General features: G+C 67.7%; 18 protein-coding genes and 1 pseudogene. 9 read left to right on the top strand and 10 right to left on the bottom strand.

Going from position 1 to position 23,044, the window contains the following annotated elements:
- Nucleotides 1–51 precede the first annotated feature (51 nt).
- Together IE107_RS21675 and IE107_RS21670 are read left to right on the top strand one after the other, a co-directional pair.
- A complete protein-coding gene (locus tag IE107_RS21675; protein ID WP_189545497.1) occupies nucleotides 52–930 on the top strand; it encodes a helix-turn-helix domain-containing protein in 879 nt (292 codons plus the stop codon).
- Nucleotides 887–1,087: a DUF397 domain-containing protein gene (locus IE107_RS21670; RefSeq protein ID WP_189545496.1), complete on the top strand. Its 201-nt coding sequence runs from the start codon at nucleotides 887–889 to the stop codon at nucleotides 1,085–1,087. Before IE107_RS21675 ends, IE107_RS21670 begins: the two co-directional genes overlap by 44 nt.
- A 15-nt stretch (nucleotides 1,088–1,102) precedes the next feature.
- On the opposite strand, the gene IE107_RS21665 is transcribed toward IE107_RS21670, so the two are convergent.
- The gene (locus tag IE107_RS21665) at nucleotides 1,103–1,576 is read right to left on the bottom strand and encodes a hypothetical protein (protein WP_189545495.1); all 474 of its coding nucleotides are present in this window, start codon (nucleotides 1,574–1,576) and stop codon (nucleotides 1,103–1,105) included.
- Between the two features lie 353 nt (nucleotides 1,577–1,929).
- Here IE107_RS21665 and IE107_RS21660 point away from each other — a divergent pair, with 353 nt between their 5' ends.
- Complete coding sequence (locus tag IE107_RS21660; RefSeq protein ID WP_229867149.1) at nucleotides 1,930–3,015, top strand: Dyp-type peroxidase; 1,086 nt, start codon at nucleotides 1,930–1,932, stop codon at nucleotides 3,013–3,015.
- A 248-nt stretch (nucleotides 3,016–3,263) separates the two neighbouring features.
- On the opposite strand, the gene IE107_RS21655 is transcribed toward IE107_RS21660, so the two are convergent.
- Nucleotides 3,264–3,605 (bottom strand): hypothetical protein, encoded by a 342-nt coding sequence (locus IE107_RS21655; RefSeq protein ID WP_189545494.1) that lies wholly within the window; start codon nucleotides 3,603–3,605, stop codon nucleotides 3,264–3,266.
- Nucleotides 3,606–3,959: 354 nt separating this feature from the next.
- On the opposite strand from IE107_RS21655, the pseudogene IE107_RS35185 reads away from it, so the two are divergent.
- Nucleotides 3,960–4,119, top strand: a pseudogene (locus IE107_RS35185) (site-specific integrase); the annotation flags it as partial.
- A 433-nt stretch (nucleotides 4,120–4,552) separates the two neighbouring features.
- Here IE107_RS35185 and IE107_RS21650 read toward each other — a convergent pair.
- Nucleotides 4,553–5,032 carry a hypothetical protein gene (locus IE107_RS21650; RefSeq protein WP_189545493.1) on the bottom strand — a complete coding sequence of 160 codons (480 nt, stop codon included), beginning with the start codon at nucleotides 5,030–5,032 and terminating at the stop codon, nucleotides 4,553–4,555.
- 42 nt (nucleotides 5,033–5,074) lie between these two features.
- Nucleotides 5,075–12,007: an RHS repeat-associated core domain-containing protein gene (locus IE107_RS21645; RefSeq protein ID WP_189545492.1), complete on the bottom strand. Its 6,933-nt coding sequence runs from the start codon at nucleotides 12,005–12,007 to the stop codon at nucleotides 5,075–5,077.
- Between the two features lie 593 nt (nucleotides 12,008–12,600).
- Between IE107_RS21645 and IE107_RS21640 the strand changes: the two genes are divergently transcribed.
- Nucleotides 12,601–13,803, top strand: a complete 1,203-nt coding sequence (locus IE107_RS21640; RefSeq protein ID WP_189545491.1) for a mannosyltransferase family protein — start codon at nucleotides 12,601–12,603, stop codon at nucleotides 13,801–13,803.
- A 114-nt stretch (nucleotides 13,804–13,917) separates the two neighbouring features.
- Nucleotides 13,918–15,204: an NAD(P)/FAD-dependent oxidoreductase gene (locus IE107_RS21635; protein ID WP_189545490.1), complete on the top strand. Its 1,287-nt coding sequence runs from the start codon at nucleotides 13,918–13,920 to the stop codon at nucleotides 15,202–15,204.
- A 23-nt stretch (nucleotides 15,205–15,227) separates the two neighbouring features.
- Here IE107_RS21635 and IE107_RS21630 read toward each other — a convergent pair whose 3' ends face one another.
- Nucleotides 15,228–15,563, bottom strand: coding sequence for a DUF4333 domain-containing protein (locus IE107_RS21630; RefSeq protein WP_189545489.1), 336 nt, complete (start codon nucleotides 15,561–15,563; stop codon nucleotides 15,228–15,230).
- A gap of 186 nt (nucleotides 15,564–15,749) precedes the next feature.
- Here IE107_RS21630 and IE107_RS21625 point away from each other — a divergent pair, with 186 nt between their 5' ends.
- Together IE107_RS21625 and IE107_RS21620 are read left to right on the top strand one after the other, a co-directional pair.
- A complete protein-coding gene (locus IE107_RS21625; RefSeq protein ID WP_189545488.1) occupies nucleotides 15,750–16,556 on the top strand; it encodes a helix-turn-helix domain-containing protein in 807 nt (268 codons plus the stop codon).
- A complete protein-coding gene (locus IE107_RS21620) occupies nucleotides 16,553–17,347 on the top strand; it encodes a helix-turn-helix domain-containing protein (protein WP_189545487.1) in 795 nt (264 codons plus the stop codon). The genes IE107_RS21625 and IE107_RS21620 overlap by 4 nt, the downstream gene beginning before the upstream one ends.
- Before the next feature lie 120 nt (nucleotides 17,348–17,467).
- On the opposite strand, the gene IE107_RS21615 is transcribed toward IE107_RS21620, so the two are convergent.
- Complete coding sequence (locus IE107_RS21615; protein WP_189545486.1) at nucleotides 17,468–17,911, bottom strand: peptidoglycan-binding domain-containing protein; 444 nt, start codon at nucleotides 17,909–17,911, stop codon at nucleotides 17,468–17,470.
- A 256-nt stretch (nucleotides 17,912–18,167) separates the two neighbouring features.
- Between IE107_RS21615 and IE107_RS21610 the strand changes: the two genes are divergently transcribed.
- Nucleotides 18,168–19,202, top strand: a complete 1,035-nt coding sequence (locus IE107_RS21610) for a serine/threonine dehydratase (protein ID WP_189545485.1) — start codon at nucleotides 18,168–18,170, stop codon at nucleotides 19,200–19,202.
- A 108-nt stretch (nucleotides 19,203–19,310) separates the two neighbouring features.
- Here the strand turns inward: IE107_RS21610 and IE107_RS21605 are convergent, their stop codons facing one another.
- The 4 genes from IE107_RS21605 to IE107_RS21590 form a co-directional block, all read right to left on the bottom strand.
- Nucleotides 19,311–19,553 carry a hypothetical protein gene (locus IE107_RS21605; RefSeq protein WP_189545484.1) on the bottom strand — a complete coding sequence of 81 codons (243 nt, stop codon included), beginning with the start codon at nucleotides 19,551–19,553 and terminating at the stop codon, nucleotides 19,311–19,313.
- Between the two features lie 85 nt (nucleotides 19,554–19,638).
- A complete protein-coding gene (locus tag IE107_RS21600) occupies nucleotides 19,639–20,529 on the bottom strand; it encodes an SDR family oxidoreductase (RefSeq protein WP_189545483.1) in 891 nt (296 codons plus the stop codon).
- Nucleotides 20,526–21,476, bottom strand: a complete 951-nt coding sequence (locus IE107_RS21595; RefSeq protein WP_189545482.1) for an alpha/beta fold hydrolase — start codon at nucleotides 21,474–21,476, stop codon at nucleotides 20,526–20,528. Before IE107_RS21595 ends, IE107_RS21600 begins: the two co-directional genes overlap by 4 nt.
- Nucleotides 21,473–22,996 (bottom strand): flavin-containing monooxygenase, encoded by a 1,524-nt coding sequence (locus IE107_RS21590; RefSeq protein WP_189545481.1) that lies wholly within the window; start codon nucleotides 22,994–22,996, stop codon nucleotides 21,473–21,475. Before IE107_RS21590 ends, IE107_RS21595 begins: the two co-directional genes overlap by 4 nt.
- Between the last annotated feature and the right edge of the window lie 48 nt (nucleotides 22,997–23,044).

Genomic DNA, 23,044 nt, shown 5'->3' with positions numbered 1-23,044 from the left:
CCGTGAAAGGACTTCCCGCTCCACAACGCACAGCGCGAAAGGCGGTCAACGGTGGCCACATGCAAGGAGATCGACGGTTCGGCGGGCGTCCCGCAGTTCTACGGCAAGGAACTCCGCTTCAAGCGGGAGGAGGCGGGCCTGACCCTGGAGAAGCTGTCGGACGGCAGCTTCTACGGCATCACGTACCTGAGCGAGATCGAGCACGGTCACCGCCGGATGCCCCTCGACCTGGCCCAGCACGTGGACCGGGTACTGAAGACGGACGGGTTCTTCGGGCGGCGGTGTGAGGACGTACGGAAAGCCCGGCGGAAGGGGCATGCGGAGTACTTCGAGCGTGTACTGGACGCGGAGAAGCGCGCCGAGACCATCGAGCAGTGGTCCCCGACCGTCTTCCCTGGGCTGCTCCAAACAGAGCCCTACGCACGTTCCCTGTTCCGCGTCGAACGGACGCCGGACCTGCCGGAAGAGATCGATGTCAAGGTCGATGCGCGGCTGGCACGGGCACAACTCTTCGAGAAGAACCACCGGACCCCGCAGTACTGGAACATCCTGAGCGAATCCCTGCTACGCCTGCCGATCGTGCCGTCGCAGCAGATGGCCGAGCAGCTCGACCACATCGCCGAGCTCACCAGGCGCGGACGGATCTTTACACAGATCATTCCGTGGAACGCGGGAGCGCACCCTCTCATGCAGGGCAACGCCTTGGTTCTGGACTTCGCGGACGCCCCTCCGCTCGCCTACACGGAGGGCCAGCACCACGGAGTTACCGTCGATGATCCGGGCCTCGTGAAGCAGTATCGGAGGTCGTACGATCTGCTGAGGGCCACCGCCTTGCCGCCGGAGGTGTCCCTCGCAATGATCGAGAAAGCGGCAGAGGACTACCGAAATGGCGTGCACCCCAATCGACTTGAGCACCGCGATCTGGCGTAGGAGCAGCCACAGCAACACCTCAGGCGGCGACTGCCTCGAAGTCGCGGACGGTCACCAGGACCTCGTCCCCGTCCGCGACTCCAAGCGCCCCGAAGGACCCGTGCTCCTCGTCCCCGCGTCCGCCTGGACGCCGTTCATCGAGGCCGTCAAGGCATAGTTCGGGGGATAGCGGTCAGGCTGCCGGTTCGGGATCGGGTCGGCGGCAGGGAGCGCACAACTCATCGCGGAAGGCTTCCGGCCTTCCGGGCACCCCGCATTCGGTGCACTCAATCATCAGGCGGCATACGGGAGTTCCCGACGCGACCGCGGCTGTGCCGGGCAGACGGGGCGGGAGCTTGTCGCGGAGACGGCGGCGTACGAGACCGAAGGGCGAGCCCACAGACTCGGGAAGCGCGGCGATCAGAGCACGCGTCAGATAGTCGGCATCCACACCCCGCGCGAACCACTCGGCCGCCAACTCCCCCCGAGCCGCACAGTCCGCCGCCGAAAGGGCCAGACGGGCGTCGGCGCGGCCCAGGCGGGCCAGGACGAGGAAGGCGGGCGAGGGCTGGTCCGCAGCCGGCTGCGGCTCCGGCTCTGCGATGCGCTGCTGCGGTACCGACACCGGCACGGAAACGGCGGGCACGGCAGCCTCCACGGTCTCCATGACCTCTGCGGTCCCCGGCGCGGAACGGCGTTCCCCCGCGGCGAGGAAGGCATCCCACCACTCGTTGTCACGGGCGCCCCTCGACCAGAAGGTGCGGGAGAAGGTTTCCCCAAACCCTCAACCAACCAGTTGAACAACACCGCTCGAATCCCGGCGCTCGAACCCCGACCCCCGAGCCCGAAGATCAAGCCCCGGCCCCGAGCTCCTCCCCGTACCCACGAACGAGTGAACGACCTCGCTCCGAAGCTCGAAATCCGAATCCTGGCTCCCGAAGCTCGGGCTCCGGGCACGACTGTTGCGGACGTACTGCGGTTGACAAGATGAGAAGTTGATGAAGCAACGGGCTCATCAAAGTGAGCGAGGTCGAAGTGATACGGCGCAGGAACTTGATGGCTTCGGGCGTGGCAGTTGCTTTAGCAGGTGGAGGTGCGGCTGCCTACGGGCTGGCAGACAGGGGCGCTGCAGGGGACAGTGCCGGCTCTGACGACTCGGTCGGCGTTCCTGTCCAGTTGCGTGGAATTTTGCCGGAAAAGTACGTGGCGTTGATCGCGCTCGATATCGGACGGCCACATGGCGCATTGAGAGAACTGGTGAAACAGGTTCGTGTCGCCGCCGAGCCGGACACGTCTGTGGGGTTCGCCCTTGGGGCGAAACTTTTCGGACCTGAGAAGTCGATTCCTCGCCGACTCAAGGCCATGCCGCACTTCACCGGCGACCTTCTTGATCCCGCCATGGCGCATGGAGACGTTCTTGCACACGTCGCGAGCGACAAGGCCGCGGCGATACAGAAGACCGTTGAGCGCCTCAGGAACACCACCTCCCCGCACTGGACGATTCGGTGGCACATCAATGGCTCTCGTCCCGCCAACCGGGTCGAGGACGGCAGGGGCCTGGCCCGTAACCCGTTCCACTTCACCGAGGGCTTCGGTAATCCGGGCACCGACAGGGAATCCCTCAGCCGCGCACTCATTTCTGCCGATCAGAACGAGCCACAGTGGGCTGTGGGCGGCAGCTACCAGGTTGTGCGCATCATCCGGTTCGCGACCGACCTATGGGACAAAGACTCGGTACGAGAACAGGAACGGATCATCGGCCGCCGACGCGACGGGGGGTGGCTCGACGGCACGCCGGCCGACGAACAGCCCAACTTCGCGGCCGATCCGACCGGCAGGCTCACCCCGCTTGATTCCCATGTACGCCTCGCAGCCCCTGACCGCCGCACTCCCCCACCGATCGTGCGGCGCAGTTACAGCTACGACCGGGGCAACGGTGATACGGGGATCATCTTCTCCTGTTTCCAGCGAGATCTGACCCAAGGGTTCGAAGCAGCCCAGAAACGCCTGGAAGGGGAACCCCTGGCAAAGTACTTGCTGACCACGGGCGGCGGGTACTTCTTCGTCCCCCCGCACGGCAACAAGTGGATTGACACGTTCAGCTAACGGCTACCCTCTCCGTATCTGGGTCCAGACGGACGGGGTCCCGACCAGAGGGCTTCTGACGAAGCCGCGATCCGTCTTCGGTCACCGTGTGAACAGGAGTGGGGCGTGCCACCCAACCCGAACGTGCTCGCCCCACTCCTGAAGCAGGACATCGAACTCGTCATGCTCAAGGAGCTGTTGAGCCACACGCACATTGGCGTCAGTTCAGATCGGCTCCAAATCCACGCCATAAGCATCTCGGACATCGATCAGGAATACCCACCGCCGACGCGGGGAATTCGACGTTCCCACCAGCCCCAGCTTCCAGCGACTTGAAACCCGGCCTCAAGCAGCGATGAAAATTTCGCGTCGATGGCCTCGACTTCCCTGATGAACCACTGCGCATCCGAGGTTCGCTGAACCTGTGAGTCATCGAACACCGCTTGCAGGAAGCGCCGAATGGACAATTCATTCCTGTATTCAGCAAGACTATCTTCGTAGCCCTCCTCGCAGCTTTCGACGAACTGAAGCCATGACTCAATAGATCGATTAGGCGTCAAAGCTTTCCTGCCTAGTGCCCGCGCTACGACGTTGAACCTTTCAACGAACACCGATCTCCTTCACCTCCTTAATTAATCGATCGACGCCTGCTTCTTTGCAGGTCAGCGCGTGTTTCGGGTTCCGCTGGTGTCCGTGGTTGTGCGGCGAAATCCGTGGGTGTTGCCGTCGCTACTGCCGTCAAGGGCTCGGGCCGCACGGTCGCGATACTGCTGGCGTGGTGTCGGCGCAGGGGGACGTTACTGCCATGCGCCGGGCTCGGCGCGGACGAGGGCGCGGACGGTCTGCTCGTAGAACTCCGGGCCGCTCCGCTCCAGGCGCAGTGTCCGGCGATCCAAAGGGTCAGTTCGTCCGAGGTGTGCAGCGTGCCTGAGGTGGCCCCGCAGTTGCGCTCTTCGCCGGTGACGCAGACCGCCGGATACGTCCTCGCCCCCCGGCAGCACGCGCCGCCGCGTCCGCGTCTACGGCACCACCCGCAAATAGGCCCTGGCCAAACTCACCAAGAAGATCGCCGCCAGCAACCGCGGCATCCCCGTCCCCTCCGCGCAAGGCCGCGTGACCGCGTACCGGATATCGGCGTCACTGCCGGCGCCTACGCCCACGTCAGGCTTCGCCTCCAACGCCAAGCCATCGACACCCTGAGCAACGCGCTCGACGGGCACGGCCGTCCCGACGACCCTCCTCTTACCACAACGACGCGGTGACGTACCGAAGACGTCCGCGGCCCCCACGAGAAACCTCGTGGGGGCCGCGGGCGTCCGACTACGTTGCCGTCAAACACCCTACGGAACCCCTTTACGGAGCCAAATGATTTCCCTCGGGGAAAACGCCTGGGCTTTTTCCTCGGTCGATCTACTGGACGTCAGTGGACACATCCGAGACTCGAACCGAGACTGGCCCGACCAGGGGATAATCGAACCAGCCATCTCCCATGATCTGTTGTTTCCAGACCAGCTTGGAAAGTGCTCCAACCAGACTCGCCGAGGAGGTGACCGGCTGATCACTCTATATACGGGTACTCCTCATGCAACCGAACCGCCGCACCGAGATCTCGCCTATAGCTCCACTCCTCTTTTGGAGAGGAGTTAAGAACTGCACTAAAGAACTCTACGGCACCTGACGCCAAGGCCCCTAGAACGGCCTTCTCGCGACTCAAAGCAGTGCGCTTCTCATCTCGGCCCACAAACTTCACTACAACATTTCCACCAGACACTCTTTTCAGGTCGAGCATAAAGCTACGCTCCGGAAAATTTAGCACCCCGCCCTCACCTGCTATGAAATGTTCGAGGTAGGTAAGGATCAGAGACCAAAGAGCATCGATGGTGTCGATATCGTTGCGCCCAAAGATCTGGACACCATCGACACAGAACTCAATAGCCCCTTGAATGCGCCGATCTCGAGAGAAACTGATTCCACAACTCTCAATCGGAATGAATTCCCCGGAGTCAGAGACAACGAAGGTTCTCACTTCCGCTGCCATCAGGCTTCCGCACATCTCACCAATCCCGCCTTCGGGGTAATATCACGGAAGTGGAAAGAACTGGCCAACCACGCCATCCCCGAAACCAAGAACATAGGAGCGCCCTTGGTACTCGCCATATATCTTGCCCCACTTCCCTTGAGCATATTCGGGACTACTCAGCTTGCGTTGATTCTGCCTCATCACTGCGGATACCGCACTCTGGACGTCATCAATGCTCACCCCCTTGCCGAAGAGGGTGTTATCGCCCGAATTTCCCCGAAGGTAGGCAGGGTGATGGCCTTCAAGGATGTGAGTGAGGTCCCGCTTTCTCAAAAGGAAGGAATTATCCCCGAAAGTAAAGCTCTGGCTCCGCCACCCCTTCAGGGCACCGCCAACCCCACAGCCTGCGTTGTGGACGAGCACCGGAGTCTCGCCCGCCAGCGCATAGTACGTGTGGAAATCTGCGACGGTGAGGTTGTAGACCGTGGTGGATGTGGTGCGGCGGGTGACTGCAGTGATCTGTACCCAGGTGCCACTACTCGTCTGGAGCCACTGACCGGCGGTGAGCTCGTCAGCTTCGATCCAGCGGTTCAGAGCGGGGACCCAGAAGGGGTGGCCGTCTGTGGCCGTCAGGGAGTGGGATGCGCCCGTGTCGAGGGTGATGTCGACCAGTTGTTTGTCACCTGTGCCCTTGATCAGGGCCGTGACCGGACGGGGGCCGCTTTCGCCGGTTTCGGGGTCGGTGGCCAGGACTTCGTCGCCGATCTGAACGTCCTTGATCGGTTTACGGGTGCCGTCTGCGAGGAGAACGGTGGTGTCCGAGGTGAAGCTGTTGCCGACCTTGCGGCACTTGCCGAGGGATGCCCACTTGGTCGCGCCCCCGGCGCCGAGCATGCCGGTTGCGCAGCCGATGGCGGCGGAGGTGCCGACCTGGCCCCAGTCGACTTTACGGCCCGACAGGCGTTGGCCGAGCCAGTCGAGGCCAGCTTCGGAGAGGCCGCCGAAGACACAACCCGCGAGCAGTGGGCTGTTGCCCGAGGGGTCGGTGTAGGTGGTGGGTGAACTGAGCGCGTACTGGTAGAGGTTGGTCCCGCCCGCGTGACCGATCGGGTCCTGGGAGATGAAACGGCCGGTCTCGGGGTCGTAGTAGCGGTTGCGGTAGTGCAGGAGCCCCGTTCCATCGGACTCGCGTCCGGTGAAGGTGTAGGGGTTGGAGGATGCGGCCCCTGAGGTGGTGGACTGGCCGTTGGGGTCGTAGGTGTAGCGGGTGACGACCGTGCCATCGGTGTCGGCCAGACCGACGACTGTGCCCAGCGCGTCGGTGAGGTAAATCTGCGTCGCATTGTTTTCGGTCCGGGTCAGGTACTCGTCCAGGCCGGATGTCGCGACCGTGGCTGTTGCGGCTCCTGTGGCGTCTTGTTCCACGAGCGGGTTGGAGCCGTCGGTCAGGAACTTTTTGGTGGTGGCACCGAGGGTTTTGGTGGCGCGTGTGCCCAGTGCGTCGTACGTGAACAGGCTCGAAGCTCCGCCGGTGGCAGTGAGCCCGGACAGTTGGCCGCGCGCGTTCCAGGTGTAGGTGCGTTTCCCGTCGGTCTTGAGCCGGCCGTCCGCGTCGTAGGTGAAGGAGCGGCCGTTGAAGGTGGTGAGCCGGTTGTCCTTCCCGAACACCGCGCCTGTCTCTGCCGCCGGCAGTGCCACCGAGGCGAGAGTGCCGGACAGGCCGGTCTGGAGGCCGCGTACGTCCCTTGTGTAGGAGAGGTCACCGATGTCAGCCGCATCCTTGGCGTAGCTGATGTTCTTGATGGTGCCTGTCTTGTCCAGGGTGGTGGTACGGGTGATCCCGCCCGGCAGTGCGGCCGTCTTCTCGCGGCCCACCGCGTCCAGGCCGAAGGTGACCGTTTGATCGCCGGAGGTAACGGATTTGAGGATGCTTGAGGTGTCGTAGCCGTAGAGCGTGGTTTTCCCGGCTGCGGTCATCTCCTTGCGTCGATCCGCAGCGTCGTAGACGTAGGCGACCGTGCCGGTGGGTCCGGTGACTGTCTTCGGCCGGTCGTACGCGTCGTATTCGAAGGTCTGGGTCCCCGCCTGGGTGTCTGTGATCGTCTTCGGTAGGTCGACCGCGTCGTAGGCGTAGGTGACGGTGGATTCGGCCGTGCCGGCGACGTTCACGCCGTATTTGGTGTTCTTCGCCCGTCCCAGCAGGTCGTACTCGGCTGTGGCGACCTGGTTCGAGCGGCTGGTCACCTTCGCCAGATTGCCTGCGGCGTCATAGGCAAACAGCGCCTGTGCTCCCAGCGGATCCTTCGCCGACTTGGCCCGGTCGGCGTTGTCGTACTCCCAGATGGTGGTGTTCTGGCGGGCGTCGGTGAGGGTGGTCAGGTTGCCGTTCTCGTCGTAATCCAGGGCAGTGGTCTGGCCGAGCGGATCGGTGATCTTGCGGGTCTGGTTGAGAGAGTCGTACGTGAGAGTCGTGAGGGATCCTGCTGCGTCGGTCAGAGCGGACGGCCGTCCTGCCGCGTCGAGGAACTGGCTGCTGGTGCGGCCCTCCGCGTCCTTGACCGATGTCACCTCACCGTTCAGGTAGGTGTATTCGGTCACCGCGTTGGAGGCGTCGGTCACCGTCTTCACCTGCCCGTCAGGGGTGTAGGTGAGAGCGGTTTCCCTCTTTTCGGGGTCGGTGATCTTCCGCAGGTCGCCCACGGCGTCGTAGCCGAGGATGGTGGTGTTGTTCAACGGATCGGTGAGGGCGGTGGGCTGGTCGTACAGACCGTCGTAGACCGCGGTGCCGGACTGGCGTGCCTGTGGCGTGCCTGCGAGCTCGGTGGTGCGGGTGATGTACCCGTTGGCATCGTAGGTGAGTTCGGTGCGGCGGTTATACGGGTCGGTGACCGCGTCCACGCGGTGGTGAGGCCCCCGGTGGTACTGGGTGGTGCGGGCCAGGGTGCTGCCGTGGGCCTGGGTGTCCTTGACTCCGAAGCCGTCGGCGTCGAATTCGACCCGCCTCAGGGGCCCACCGGGCTGCGTGACCGTTGTGGAGGTCACCTTGCCCGCGCCGGTCAGCGTGTACTCGAAGGTATACTTGGCGCCTTCGGTGAGCGTCTGTTCCTTGACCCGCCCGCCCTCGTAGACGTTGGTCATGTAGGTGATGCCGCGGGCGTCCACTGCTGTTTTGATGCGGTTGGACGTGCCGTCGTATGTGTAGCGGCTGATCTTGTTTGCCGGGTCCTTGACGGTGGACAGGCGTCCGGTGGTGTCGTAGGTGTATTCGGTCGTGCGGCCTGCGTTGTCCCGGATTGATGAAACGCGCTTCTTGGTGTCGTAGGCGAGGGAGATCCAGCGGCCGCCGGGGGTGGCGATGTGTGTGATCTCGCCCTTGTTGCCGGCTCGGGTCAGCTGAACGGCGTTGCCGTGCCGGTCCCGGATCTCCTTCAGAGGTGCGTACTGAGGAAAGATCCAGGTAGTGCCGTCACGGAACTTCATGTGCCACGCTCCGTCGTCCCACACAATCTTCGAGCCGTGGAATCCGGATGGGGTTCCGGAGGGTTCGAAGACTGCGTCGGCGTAGCCCGTGCCGTCCGAGGTGCGCACAAAGGGGACCGACTGGCCGCCCGGCAGGTACAGGTCGACCTGTTCGTACTGTTTCTTCGAGTGCAGGAAGATGTTGTAGGAGAGGTCGCGTCCGATGCCAAAGGCGCGGCTTCGTGTGTCGCCCTGCCAGTAGGTACGGGTGATTTCGGCCGAGCCGCGGGAGTCGGACACGGCCAGGTCGGTACGTGAGTCGGTGAGCATTCCGGTGGACAGGTCGACGGGGTCGCCGGACAGCCAGTCGACAGTGTCCTTCACCCACGACAGGTCCCAGGGCAGCCAGTCGGGGATGTTGAACATCGCGCCGTGAAAGGCCCAGATCCGCGTCTTGGCATCGGGCACGACCTGACGGCCGTCCTCGGACACCTTCCCGTGCCCGTAGACGTACCAGCCCTTCTTCTTCGGGTCGTAGTCCATGAACTCCACGCGGGTGCCGGGGGCTTCGCGTGTGTAGTTCGGATAGATGACCTGCGCGCCCTTGGGGAAGACGTATGTGCCGCCCGGCTGCACGGTGAAGTACACGGGCACGACGCTGTTCTCGGGCAGCGGGAACGGCGGCCGGTCGATGGGTATGGCCGTGATTCCCAGCTCCGTGACCGGCTTGCCCTTCTCGTCCCGGACCACCGAACCCTTGGGGATGCGGACTTCGAGCCCAGGAATCTTCGGGGTCTTCAGCACGACGTCGGACTTCGCCGGGGCGGCGAAGCTCACCGTATTCCTGGTGTCGAGGGGCGTCATCCAGACCGGGAACCCGAGATCGACACTCTGGCCGCGCTTCGGGCCGATGTGTATGTCGAAGCGGCCGTACTGTCGCTTCCTCGTGTTGGCCGTCGAACCGTCGACCACCAGGGTCTTCGCATCGGGACTGATGCCGGCCAGCAGGAATCTGCCGCGGGAGTCGGTTCTGGCTGTCTTGTCGCCGACGGAGACAGTGACCTTGGCCAGGGGCTTCCCGTCCAGCTTCAGCATGTGACCGGTCAACGCCGTTTTGTTCGGGGGAGATCGAAGGCTCTGAGGGGCTTTCGGCCCTTGCCCGCGGCCTGTCACCCAGTCCCGGCCGGCTTTCTGCTGCTTGCCCGGCTGCCAGGCGTCCGCCCCCTCGGGAGCGATCCCCGCTGCATCGCTCGTGCCGTCACCGCTGCTCGCCGCGGCGGCGGATCCGTCCTTGAGGCCGAGAGTGATCTGACCGGTCGACGTGCCTTGCGGCGCGACCACCAACGTGTACGTGCCTGGCTCGACGAAGTCCAAGGATGCTGAGAGAGTCGACTGGGACAGGGATGCCGAGCTCCAGTTCTCACCTGACGAATCAACCAGTGTCGCGGTCCAGGCGAACGGTGACGGTGCCTCGACCTCGATATCGGGTTGGGCCCCTTCCTCCGACTCGACTGTGAAGGTGAAGTAGGCGTGCTGGTACGGCTGGGAGATCACTGCCGCCTGTTTGGCCCCGCCCAGCGTCAGTGTTCCGGCGTTCACCCCGGCTATCCGTGATGCGGTTACGGTGCCCATGGCTGTGCGCCAGGGTTGGACCAGAACCAGGTGTGTTCCCTCGGGCAGGGGCGCGGGAAGAACAACCCTAGTCTCTCCCGATGTACCTATCGTGCCGATGCCTGTCACGACTTGGCCGTCGGGAGTGGCCCTTGCGACCGTGGCCATGCCTTTCAGTGCGACCGGTCCGGACACGAAGGTCGAGATCCCGCTGTTGTCCGCGGCGAGGACGGGAACGATGAGCTGCTGGCCCGGTCGTGTCAGTTCCGCTTGTGCGCTGGGGCTGTCGACTCTGAGGGGCGTGGTTGTCACCGGAGTCGAAAGCCAGAACTTCACCGACCCGGTGGAGGCCGCATACGTCTGGAGGACCGCTGTGTAGTCGTCTCCAGGGGTCAGGTCGTTCAGGTGCAGAGTACCGTCGCTGTTCGCGAAGACGTTTCCGGCGCGCTCGACGATATTTCCGTCGGCGTCCCATGCCTGGAGGGTCGAATTAATCGGGATCGTCACGTCAGTGACGCCGAGCCCTACAATTCCGCCGGGCGGGGCGGTGAACTCCGCTCGCGCCAGCTGCCCACGCCGCGTCACCACCACGGGTACTGATGCCGCGTCCGGCGAAAGAGATACCTTGACGTCCGCCGACAGGAGAAGTCCCAGCGTTCCTGTGACCCCTGGGTCGGGGTTTACGGTGACGATGTAGGTTCCCGTCTCCGGCAAGTCTCCCAGCCCGACTGTTGCGGAGGCTCCGGCGGAGACGTAGGTCCCTCCCCAGCCGACAAGCTCACCGGACGGTGTCTGCACCGTGATGTGGGCCCCACCGCTGAAGGTGCTGTCGAGCGCGCCGATCGAGAGGTCGTCGCCTTTCTGTGCCTCGAAGGTGGCTTTCGCGAGTCGCCCTGGCCTGTTCAGGCTGATGCTGGCAGGCGCCGCATCGGTCGGCGAGAGCCGGCCGACCGCCAAGGCCTGAGACGCGGTGACCGTGACGGCTCCCGCCCCGGTACGGGAGCTGTACGGCTCGATGACCAGGGAATACGTTCCGGAGACCGGCAGGTTGGTGAGATCCCAGTCGAAGAGCTCGCCGGGGCTCACCCGGACCTGGTCGAGTTCGATGTCCTGGGGAGAGACCATCCTCAGCTGCAGGTCGCCTTTGAACGTCGAGCCGGAGAGGTGGAAGCTCAGAGAGTCGTCTGCGTCGGCATCGATCAGCACTCGGGCTCTCTTGTCGGAGGCCGAGATCGAAACTGAAGGTGGGTCTTCATCGGTCGGCGACGTACGAACAGTTGTCTCGAATTCGTTTCCCTCCAGGGGAACACTGAAGTCGCCGGGAGCCGATCCCCGGCCGTCAGGGGTCTCAATCGTGATCCGACCTGTCGTAGCGCCTGCGGGGACCTTCACCGTCAGGGCCGTGTCAGTACGTTCGACGACTTCTGCGATCTTGCCACCGTTGAAACGGACGACATTGTCCGTCGCCGCAGACGCGAAAGCAGACCCGGAGAGCACCACTTCTGTGCCCGGCGGCCCGGAGGGCGGCGCATACGAGGTGACGCTGGGCTTGCCCGGGGACGGAGTGAAGGTCTCTATCGACGCTGCGCTGGCACCGCCGACTGTTACTGACACCGGCCCCTTGGCCGCGCCTTCGGGAACAGTCACCACCAGCCGGGTGGCCGACGCCGACGTGACCGTAGCCGTCTTCGTCCCGAACGAGACCGTATTGGAGGCCGCTGTTGTCGAGAACCCTGTGCCGGAAAGAGTGACGCTCTCACCCGACGCAGCACGAACAGGAACCAAGGAAAGAACCGACAGGGCACTCGATGCGAAACGGTCCACACCGAGGCGGTTGCCCGCCGCATCGTAGCGGTAGCGCGCGGTCTGGCCGTCCGGGTCCGTGACACCGACGAGGCGGGATGCCGCATCGTAGGCATACACCGCGTTGTTCGTGGTCGGCTCGGCGGCCGTGGGCGCAGTCGGACCCGCAGGGCTGCCAACTGGCGTCGCGTCGTCGAGGGCACTGCTCTGAATCCGCGTGGACGCTCCCGACGAGGGGGCGGATGGAGCTGCCTCTGCTGGCACTAACCCGACCGATAAGGCCAGTCCCAGCAACCCCACCGTGAATGCCCGTCGGCGTGCGGACACACCTGTTCCGAACCGTTCGCCGCGCATGCGCACGCCGTCCCTCCCCAGGGCCCCCTCATGAGCCACGAATGACTCACGACACCCACACTTCCCATGCGAGCGGTCACAAGGTACACACAAACTGTCACCAGAAAAGCGAAAGAGACGAGATCGCGCCAACACAACACATCCACACCAGCGTTGTGGGGCGTCGGGCAGGGAGAAGAAAACGATCTGTTTGATGTCGTCGCCCTGTGGCGCAATGTCACCCGCCCACTCGTCGATCTCGAAGGCGGCGGGCGGCCGGTGTCCCTCCCCTCGTAGCGTGAAGGCGTGATGGCCGGAGCCTGGCCGCCCGCGTCGAGGCCGGTGCGGCCCGACGGGCGTCGACGCGCGATACTTCCGACATGCCCGAGATCAAGTCCGTCCCCCTCTCCCGGGCTGCCGCCCCGCGGCCGGGTTCCGCGTCCCGTCCGTCGGCCGCCTCGCTCCGCTACGCCGCGCCCGCACTGCTGGGCTACGTCGCCGTACGGATCACCGGCGTCGCGATCCTCCTGATCGCCGCCTCCGCCACCGGCAAGGACGGAATGCACCGGCTGGCGGGCCGCTGGGACTCGGTCTGGTACCAGCGGATCGCCGAGCACGGATACGGCTACGAGGTCCGCCTCCCGGATGGCACCTTCCACTCCGATCTGGCCTTCTTCCCGCTCCTGCCCGCGCTGGAGCGGGGGCTGTCCGCCCTGATCCCGCCCCTCGGCGTGGCCGGCGCGGGCCTGTTGGTCTCGTGGCTCGCCTCGCTCGCCGCCGCCGGGGGCATCTTCGCCGTGGGCGCGCGGCTGTACGGGCGCCGGGCAGGAGTGCTGCTGGCCGTGCTCTGGGGGGCGTACCCGACGGCGTTCGTGCAGTCCATGGCGTACACCGAGACGCTGTTCACGGCGCTGGCGGCCTGGGCGTTGTACGCCGTTCTGACCGACAGGTGGATCACGGCGGGGGTGCTGTGCGTCGGCGCCGGGCTCACCCGGCCGGTCGCGGCCGCGCTGATCGCGGCGATCGGCGTCACGGCGCTATGGCGGCTGTTCACCGCATGGCGCGCAGGTGAACCGCTCCGGACACAGCTGCAGATGGTGGTGGGTGCCTGCCTGGCCCCGCTGGGCTGGCTGTCGTACATCGCCTTCGTGGCCGTGCGCGAGGGGCACCCGTTCGCGTACTTCGACGTCCAGGCGGACTGGAACAACCGGATCGACGGAGGGGCGGCGCTGGCCGCGTTCGTGGTGGAACAGTTCGGCCGCAACGTCTTCGCGGGGCTCGGACTGTGCGCGGCCTTCGCCTTCCTCTTCTGGGTGCTGTGGCTGTGCGTACGGCAACGGCCGCGCCAGCCGCTGCCCGTGATCACCTACTGCGTCGTGGTGGTCGTGATCTCGTTGATCGGGTCCGGCTACTTCGGCTCCAGGCCCCGGCTGATGATGCCCGCGTTCCCGTTGCTGCTGCCGGCCGCGGTGGCCTTGGCGGGGGCCCGGCGACGGACGCTTCCGGCGGTGGCCGTGGGGGTGGCGGCGCTCGCGTCGGGGGTGTACGGAGCCTTTACGTTGCTCGGTTCCGGTCCTCCGTAACGCCCGATCACCGGATCTCCGGCTCGTCGGCTCCCTACACTTCGCCATGTGCCTGACAGCAGGGGCACTGCACCGCTCCCATGAACGGCACACTCCGAAGGGGACGATCAGCACATGACCAATCCCGAGAGCGCCGGATACGACTACGACGTCGTCATCAGCGGATCCGGCCTCGCCGGCAGTGCCGCGGCGATCCTGCTCGCCCGGCGCGGCGTGCGCGTCGCGCTGCTGGAACGCCGCTCGGACCCCGAGGCGTACAAGGTGCTCTGCACCCACTCCATCACGGCCAACGCCTACCCGGTGCTGGACGAACTCGGCCTCGTTCCCGCCCTCGAAAAGGCCGGGGCCATGAGCAACGCGGCCCGCTGGTACACCCGTTGGGGATGGATCGAGCCGAAGGCCGCGCCAGGGGGCCCCGAGCTGCCGCACGGGTACAACATCCGGCGCAGCGTCCTCGACCCGTTGCTCAGGTCCCGTGCGGTGGAGACGCCCGGCGTCGAGGTGCTCCTCGGTCACCGGGTGACCGGGCTGGTCCGGGAAGCCGGGCGAACCGTGGGGGTGCGCGCGTCGACACCGCAGGGCGAGCGCGAGATCCGGGCCCGCCTGGTGGTCGGCGCCGACGGCAAGGACTCGGCCGTCGCGAAGCTCGCCGGGGTGCCGGCCCGGGTGCACGAGAACGCACGGTTCGGCTATCTCGCGCACTTCCGCAACCTTCCGCTCCCCGGCGGGATCGGCCAGACCTGGTTCCTGGAACCCGACATGGCGTACGCGTTCCCGAACGACGACGGAGTGACGGTCCTCGCGGTGCTCCCGGACAAGAAACGGCTGCCGGCCTTCCGGGAAGACCTGGAGGGCAGCTTCCTCGACTTCGTCCGCGCCCTGCCCGAGGCCCCGCCCATCGACTCCGCCGAACGCATATCGAAGATCACCGGCACGGTCGACTACCCGCTCCACAGCCGCAGGCCGACCGCGCCGGGCGTCGCGCTCATCGGCGACGCAGCCCTGACCAGCGACCCCCTGTGGGGAGTGGGATGCGGATGGGCCCTGCAGACCGCGCAGTGGCTGGCAGAGGCGGTCGCTCCGGCCGCGACCGGGCGGCAGGGCGACCTCGACAGGGCGCTCGCGGCGTACGCACGCACACACCGACGCCGGCTGAGCGGCCACCAACAACTGGCCGCCGACTACGCCAAGTCCCGCCCCTTCAACCCCATGGAACGGCTGATGTTCTCGGCGGCGGCGCGTGACGCCTCGCTGGCGCGGCACATGTACCTCTTCGCAGCCCGCCTGATCGGCCCGCTGCGCTTCCTGAACCCTCTCGCAGTGGCCAAGTCGTCGGTCGTCAACATCAAGCACCGCGGGGCGACTGCGCCGGCCGCGCACCTGTCACACACAGGGTCGTGAAAAGACGGGCACATCCGACAGGCTCAGGACTCGTTCATGCTGAGCCTGCCCTGGTCGTCGAGGACCTCGACCGTGACGGTCTTGGTGTTGAAACCTTCCTGCACGTCGCAGTCGAACTTGTTGCCCTTCTTGGCCTCCATGGCCGCCGGACAGCTCACCCCGTCCCTGGACATCTTCCCCGCTCCCCGCACGGTCTCGGCAGCCTGCCGTTCCACCGCTTCCTGGTCCAGCAGTCGCGGCGGGTACATCGCTTCGGTATCGGTGTTCATCACCTTGATCGTCACGGTGAGAGCACACCCGGCGACGACGACGGACGAGAGCGTTATGACAGCGCGCGCGAACTTCCCTTGATCGGTCACGCCTGGTTCCTACCGGCCGCACGGCGGCGGGGGCAAGTGCCCTTGCGTGGACCGGCACCAACTCCCCCGGAAACCTGACCACTTGGCAGCGACGCGGCGACAGTCCCGGGGAGGCCAACTCCTCGCGTGCGGGGCCTCGATACCCCACTATTTATGACAACGGCCGGAAGAACCGGGGGAATTCGCATGCCGCGATGGAAAGAGCTGCCCACGGAGCTGCCGAGCAGCGAACGCCAACTGCTCGTCCAGTTACGAAGACTGAAGGACCACAGCGGCCTGAGCCTGGCCGCGCTCGCGAGCCGGACCGGCTACAGCCGCTCCTCGTGGGAACGGTATCTGAACGGCAAGAAGCCCGTACCGCGCCAGGCGGTCGAGGAACTGGCCGAGGTCTGCGGTACGGAGCCGACGCGGCTCATCGTGCTGTACGAGGTCGCCGAACGGGCCCGCACCAAGGAATCCGGACGGCCCGACCAGCCGTCGCAGGACCGGGAACAGGGCCGGGACCAGAAACAGGAACAGGATCAGGAACAGGGCGGCGGCCAGGACCGTGCGCCGCGCCCGGCGGCAGCGCGCACGGTGCCGCTGAAATGGACGCTCGGCGCGGTGGCGCTGGCCGTCGCCGTGTCCTTCGGGGCCGGGCTGCTGACCGCGGGGGCGTGGGACGACGACGCCCCGACGGAGAGGACCGGCGCCGCGGCGGCCGAAGCCGGATATCTGCGCGGCCGGACGTACGAGTGCACGGTGCGGCGCAAGGACGGCGAACTGCGGGCCGGTCACAGCGACACCCGCGAGATGCTGCTCGACATCAACAGCACCGGTTTCGACGTGGTGGAGGCCCAGTGCCTGCTGCGCGAGAAGGGCTTCAGCCCGAAGGCCTTCGACGGGCTGTACGACGAGCGGACCAAGACCGCCGCCAAGAAGTTCCAGCAGGCGCACCATCTGGTCGTCGACGGCATCATCGGCCCGGACACCTGGAGGGAGCTGCGCGCATGACGGCCTCCACCGTGGGCGGGCAGCTGGCGGAGGAACTCCGGGGGATCAGGGAACGCTCCGGGCTGAGCCTGGCCGCGCTGGCGGCCCGTACCCCGTACAGCAAATCGTCCTGGGAGCGGTACCTCAACGGGAAGAAGCCCGCACCGCGCCGGGCGGTCGAGGAGCTGTGCGCACTGACCGGGACACCGGCCGGGCGGCTATTGGCCCTCTGGGAGCTGGCCGACGCCGAATGGAGCGGCCGGGCCCGGCCCGTACCCGCACCGGAGGAACCGGACCGCCCTGCCCCCGGCCCGTCCGCCACCGCTGCCCGCGTGAGGGTACGGCGGTGGGTGGTCGCCGCGGTCGTCGCCGGGGTGGTGGCGGCCGGGCTCGCCGTACCCGCGCTCATCGGCCAAAGGCCGGACGGGCAGGCCCTCGCCGCCGCGGAGCCGCTGGTACGCAACCCGGGATGCAGCGGCGACACCTGCGAGGGCAAGAGCCCCGTGGCCATGGGGTGCGGCGGGGCGGGGATGATCACCACCCTCGCCACCCACACCGCTTCCGGCGGACAGCGCCTGGAGCTGCGCCACGCCAGGCTCTGCCGCACCGTGTGGGTACGGACCACCGGGCTGCTGCCGGGCGACCGGGTCGTACTGTCACTGCCGACCGGACGCACCCAGCAGGTCACGGCCGAGGGAAGCCGGGACGCCGGGCAGTACCTGGCGACCCCGATGACCGCGGGCACCAGCGGTGCGGGCGCAAGGATCTGTCTCAAGGCTCCGGGCAGACGCTCCGAGTGCTTCACGGACTGAACCCGGAAACCGGAAGATGGAAGACGGAACCGGAAAACGGAAAACGGAAAACGAATCGCCGGAGCGACGGGCCGCGGGGCCCGGCGCTCCGGCTCGGTGCGTCAGCCGCTCCCGACGGACTCAGGAGTTGCAGTACCGCTTCAGCGCGGCCTGGGTCCCCGGCCCGGCGACGCCGTCGATCGCGCCCGTGTAGCCCCAGTTGGCCTTCAGCCAGCGCTGGATCGCCTTCACCGTGCCGCTGCCGACGATGCCGTCGATCGCGCCGGTGTAGCCCCAGGTGGCCTTGAGGAAGCGCTGCATCGCCTTCCAGCTGTCGGTGCCGAGCTGCCCGTCGATGGCGCCCTTGTAGCCCCAGTTGTTCTTCAGGTCGCGCTGGAGCTTCTTGGCCTGCGTGGCGTTGAGGCCGAGGTTGACGACCGCCTGCGGGGTGACGGCCGTGGAACCCGCCACCGCCTGCGTGGTCTGCCCGGTCGCCGCGAAGGCGGTGCCCGCCGCCGCCACGCCTCCGCCGGCGATCGCGATGGCAGTGGTGGCGCCGATGAATGCCCTCGTCATGGTTCGCATGGTGTTTTCCTCCCCTTGGGTGGACCCGGCCACGTCGGCCGGCTCTGCGACCAGATTGCGGGGCGGCCGGGAGCGGCTGCCAGGGCCGTCGGGGAAGTGACGCGTTGATGGGACGTCCCACGCGCCCACCTGCGGAGATGCCGTTCGCGGTGACGGCGCGGAGGGACGGTGGGACGGTGGGACGCGAGCGGCGTCGGGCAGCGCCGGACCCGGCTGCATAAGCTGGTCGGTCCAGCGACCACGGGAGTGAGAAGACATGGGCGACCGGGACACGGATCTGTTCGGCAACGACCTCACGTACGACGACATCAAGGCCGCCACCGACCGGACCACCGGGCACATCCGCCCGGTCACCGTCGCACCCGTGGCGCCGGAGACGACCCGCACGGCGTCCGAGGAGCCGTACGAGCTCTGGTACGCCCTGGAGTTCATGCAGTACACCGGCTCCTTCAAGGCGCGCGGCGCGCAGAACTTCATCCAGGCCCACCGCGAGGCAGGCACCCTGCCGGACGCGGGGGTCACCATCGCCTCCGGCGGCAACGCCGGGCTGGCCTGCGCCTGGGCCGCCCGGCAACAGGGCGTACGGGCCACGGTGTTCCTGCCGAGCGTCGCCCCGGCGGTGAAGATCGCCAAGCTGCGCGGCTACGGGGCGGACGTGCGGCTGGCCGGCGCGGAGTACGCCGAAGCCCTCGAAGCGTGCGAGGAGTTCGCCCTCTCGTCCGGCGCGCTCGCCGCGCACGCCTACGACCATCCGCTGATCGCCGCCGGGGCCGGCACCCTGCTGGAGGAGATCCACGCGCGGATCCCCGGCCTGGACACCGTGGTGGTCTCGGTCGGCGGCGGCGGTCTGTTCGCCGGGGTCGCCACAGCCGCCCGGCACCACAGGATCCGCACGGTCGCCGTCGAGCCGGAGAACTGCCGGGCGCTGAACGCCGCCCTGGAGGCCGGCCGGCCGGTCGACGTCCCCGTCGACTCGGTCGCCGTCGACGCCCTCGGCGCCCGGCGGGCCACCGCCCTGGCCCTGCGCGCCGCCCGCGAGAACGACGTCCGCTCCGTCCTGGTGCCGGACGGCGAAATCGCCCGCGCCCGCCGGGCGTTGTGGGACCACCACCACGTAGCCGTCGAGCACGCCGCGTCCACCGCACTGGCCGCGCTCACCGCACCGGACCTTCCGGACGGGCCGACGGCGCCGGGCGGCTACCGGCCGCGCGAGGGCGAGCGGGTCGCCGTGGTGCTGTGCGGGGCGAACACCGACCCCGGCGACCTGGCGCACCCGGCTGCCGAGGACTGAGAGTGGGGCCGGGACCGTCGAACGCCCCGGCCCGCACCGCGCGGAAGGGGCGCGCCCGGAGATCCGGGCGCGCCCCTCACAGACAACGCGCGGTGTCGCGTCGGCCGGTCAGCGCTCGCGACGCTCGCGGAGCTCGTCCGCGGCGCCCCGGGCCTTGTCGCGGCCCTGTTGCGACGTCTTCGAGGCCCGCTCGGACACGTTCTGCATCCGCTCGCGGCCCTCGGTGCGCATCCGCTCCTGGCCTTCGGGGCGCGTGCGCTCCCGGCCCTCGGTGCGGCCTTCGCCGGCCTTCTTCTTGCCCTGGTCTGCGAGCTGCTGCGCCTTGTCCTTGAACTGGTCTGCGATACCCATTCCGTTCACTCCTAGTGGGTGCTTGAGGGACGGTCCGTGAGGACCTCGATCAGCGTCGCAGGACCTGGCACCCACCGCATGTCGATCACTTACGCTGCGTAGTCGCCGCCCTCACCGCCTGGTCGGCGGCGCCCCCGGCGCCGACGAGACCCCTGCTCACGCCGTCCAGCCGCGAGCCGAACCGGCGGACCTCCCGCTGTCCGACGACCCCGATCAGCGAGGGCAGGCAGCCGCGCACGGGCTGCATGCCGCGCAGCCACCACTGCGCGTACACGTGCGGGGACCGGCGTTCGATACCGGCCACGATCCGGTCGACGGCGGGACCCAGCGGGTAGGTGCGGTTCGCCGGCCAGGGCAGCCGTCGGCGCAACTCCCGCATCACGTCGTCCTGATCGGCGCCCCGCACCATGTCCGTGTCGGTCCAGGACAGATAGCCGACCCCGACCTTCACGCCCCGGTGGGCGACCTCGGCCCGCAGGCTGTGCGCGAACGCCTCCACGCCCGACTTGGACGCGCAGTACGCGGTCATCATCGGCGCCGGTGTCATCGCCGCGAGCGAGGCGATCTGGAGGAAGTAGCCGCGGCTCTCCATGAGCACCGGCAGGAAGGCCCGCCCGGTGACCGCGCCGCCGATCAGATTGACCTCGATGACCCGCCGCCACGCCTCGGGATCCGAGTCGACGAACGGCCCGCCGGAGGCGACCCCGGCGTTGGCCACGACGACGTCGATCTTCCCGAACCGCGCCTTGACCTCCTGGGCGACCCGTGCCATCGCCTCGTGGTCGGTGACGTCCGCGAACCAGTGGTCGCTCTCCGAGTGCAGCCGCTCGGAGACCTTCTTCAGTTCGTCCGGCTCCAGCCCGACCAGCGCGAGCGTCGCGCCGCGCGCCGAGAGCTTGCGGGCCAGCAGTTCGCCCACGCCACGTGCCGCGCCCGTGACGACGACGACCTGTCCTTCGAGACTCCTGTCGCTCATGCGACCTCCTCCTTCTCGGCCGTGCCGTCCGTACCTGCGTCCCTGCCCGCCACGAGGTGGCCGGTGACGAGCTCCCGGATCTTCGCCGTGACCGCCTCCGGTGCCTCCACCGGCGTCATGTGGCCCACGCCCGTCAGCTCGGTGAGCCCCAGGCAGTCGGGCAGCGCCGCCGCGAGGGCACGGGCGTGCACGGGCGGCGTCATCCGGTCCGCCGTACCCGCGATCACCGCCGTGGGCACATGCAACTCCCGTACGCGGGCGTCGAGATCGAGCTCCGCGAGGACATGCCCCCAGGGTGCCCTGGCGCCGCGCGGGCAGGCGTGCACGATCCGGGCGCAGGCGTCCACCCGGTCGGGGGCGGAGCCCGCTCCCATCGTCGCGTACTTGAGTATCCGCCGGGAAACCGGTGTGACCGGTCCGAGCGGGGCCTTCGCACGGAGGATCGCGCGGGTCACCGCGGTCCGCAGGGCACCGGCCCGCACCGGCACCACCCGGGACTCGGCGGCCAGCCGCGAACTGCCGGTGCTGCACAGCAGTACGGCCGCCGCGCGCTCGCGCAGTCCGGACCGCCGCGCGGCCGCCATGATCGTCATGCCGCCCATGGAGTGCCCGGCGAGCACGGCCCTCTCCCCCGGTCCGAGGGTGGCGGCCAGCACCGCTTCCAGGTCGTCGGCGAGGGCCTCGGTGCTGTACCCCTCGCGGCCGACGGCGGGCGAACGGCCGTGGCCCCGCTGGTCGTAGACGACGACCCGGTGGTCCGCCGCGAGGTCCCGGACCTGCGCGGCCCAGAACCGGGTGCTGCACGTCCAGCCGTGCGAGAGGACCACCACCGGGGCGCCGTCCCGCCCGTGCACCTCGACATGGATCCGGGCACCGTCGGCGGAGCGCGCGACCAGCTCGCGGTCGGGGACCGGCAGGCCGTCGTCGCGCCGCAGCAGCCGGCTCATCCCACGACCTCCTCGGCGACGGCCTTCGCCGGGGCGGCGGCCCGCTCCGGGATCCGTACGACTTCGTACTCCGAGAGGTCGACCGACCGCGTGACCCTGCGGAGCTCGGTGGTGGTGCCCGGCCAGACGGTGGTGTTGCGCCCATGGGCGTCCAGGTACCAGCTGTTGCAGCCGCCGGTGTTCCACACGGTGCGCTTCATCCGCTCCTGGATGCGGCGGTCCCAGGCGCCGACCGCCGAGGCCCGCGCGTCGAGCGCGACCCGTCCGCCCAGCACGTTCAGCTGGCGCAGGTAGTCGGCCATGTAGTTCAGCTGGGCCTCGATCACCAGGACCATCGAGGAGTTCCCGAGCCCGGTGTTGGGGCCGATGACCGTCATGAAGTTGGGGAAGCCGGCGGCGCTGGCGCCGCGCAGCGCCTGCATGCCGTCCTTCCAGGACTCGGCGAGCGTGATGCCCTCCGCGCCCACCACGCGCTCGGCGATCGGCATGTCGGTGACATGGAAGCCGGTGCCGAAGATGATCGCGTCGGCCTCGGTCTCCGTACCGTCGGAGGCGACGAGCGTGGAGCCGCGCACCTCGGCCAGACCGGAGGTGATCACGTCCACATTGCGCTGCGCGAGCGCCGGATAGTAGGTGCTGGAGAGCAGGATGCGCTTGCAGCCGATGCGGTACGAGGGGGTCAGCTTGGCCCGCAGCACGGGGTCCTTGATGGCCTTCGCCATGTTGGCCCTGGCTATCTTCTCGACCACGCCCAGCTCGTTCGGATGCTTGGTGAAGGCGCTGACCTGCAACTCCCGTATGCCCCAGAGCAGTCCGCGGCGCGCGGTGCCGGTGACGGGCAGGGCGCGGTGCAGCCAGCGCTCGGCACGGCTGATCCTGCGGTCCATGCGCGGCATGACCCAGGGCGGGGTGCGCTGGAAGAGCGCCAGGCCGGCGACCTTCGGCTGGATCGCGGGCACGATCTGGATGGCGGAGGCGCCGGTGCCGATCACGGCGACGCGCTTGCCGGTCAGGTCGGCGTCGTGGTCCCAGCGGGCCGAGTGGAAGACCTTGCCGGGGAAGCCGGCGAGACCGGGGATGTCCGGGGTCTTCGGGTCGGAGAGCGGACCGGTCGCGGAGACGACGAAGTCGGCGGTGAAGCAGGCACCGTTGGCCGTCTCGATGTCCCAGCGCAGCTCCTCGCGGTCCCAGCGCATGAGCGTCACCTCGTGGCCCGGCCTGAGGTGCGGGCGCAGTCCGAAGGTGTCCGCGACGTGCTCCAGGTAGGCGCGGATGTGCTCCTGCCCGGAGAAGGTGCGCGGCCACTCGGGGTTGGGCGCGAAGGAGAACGAGTAGAGGTGGGACGGTACGTCGCAGGCGCAGCCGGGGTAGCTGTTGTCGCGCCAGGTGCCTCCGACGGAATCGGCCCGCTCCAGGACGACGAAGTCCGTGATGCCTTCGCGGCGCAGCCGGACGGCGGCGCCGAGGCCCCCGAATCCGGATCCGATCACCGCCACTCGTACGTGCTCGTGCTGGGCCATGCTGCCGCCTCCCGCGATACGTCACACGACTCCGCCAGCAATCACTGG

It is taken from the genome of Streptomyces gelaticus (assembly GCF_014649535.1).
Taxonomy (GTDB): Bacteria; Actinomycetota; Actinomycetes; order Streptomycetales; family Streptomycetaceae; genus Streptomyces; species Streptomyces gelaticus.
The sequence above is the reverse complement of the archived record's forward strand: the minus strand, read 5'-3'. Positions and strand labels throughout refer to the sequence as shown.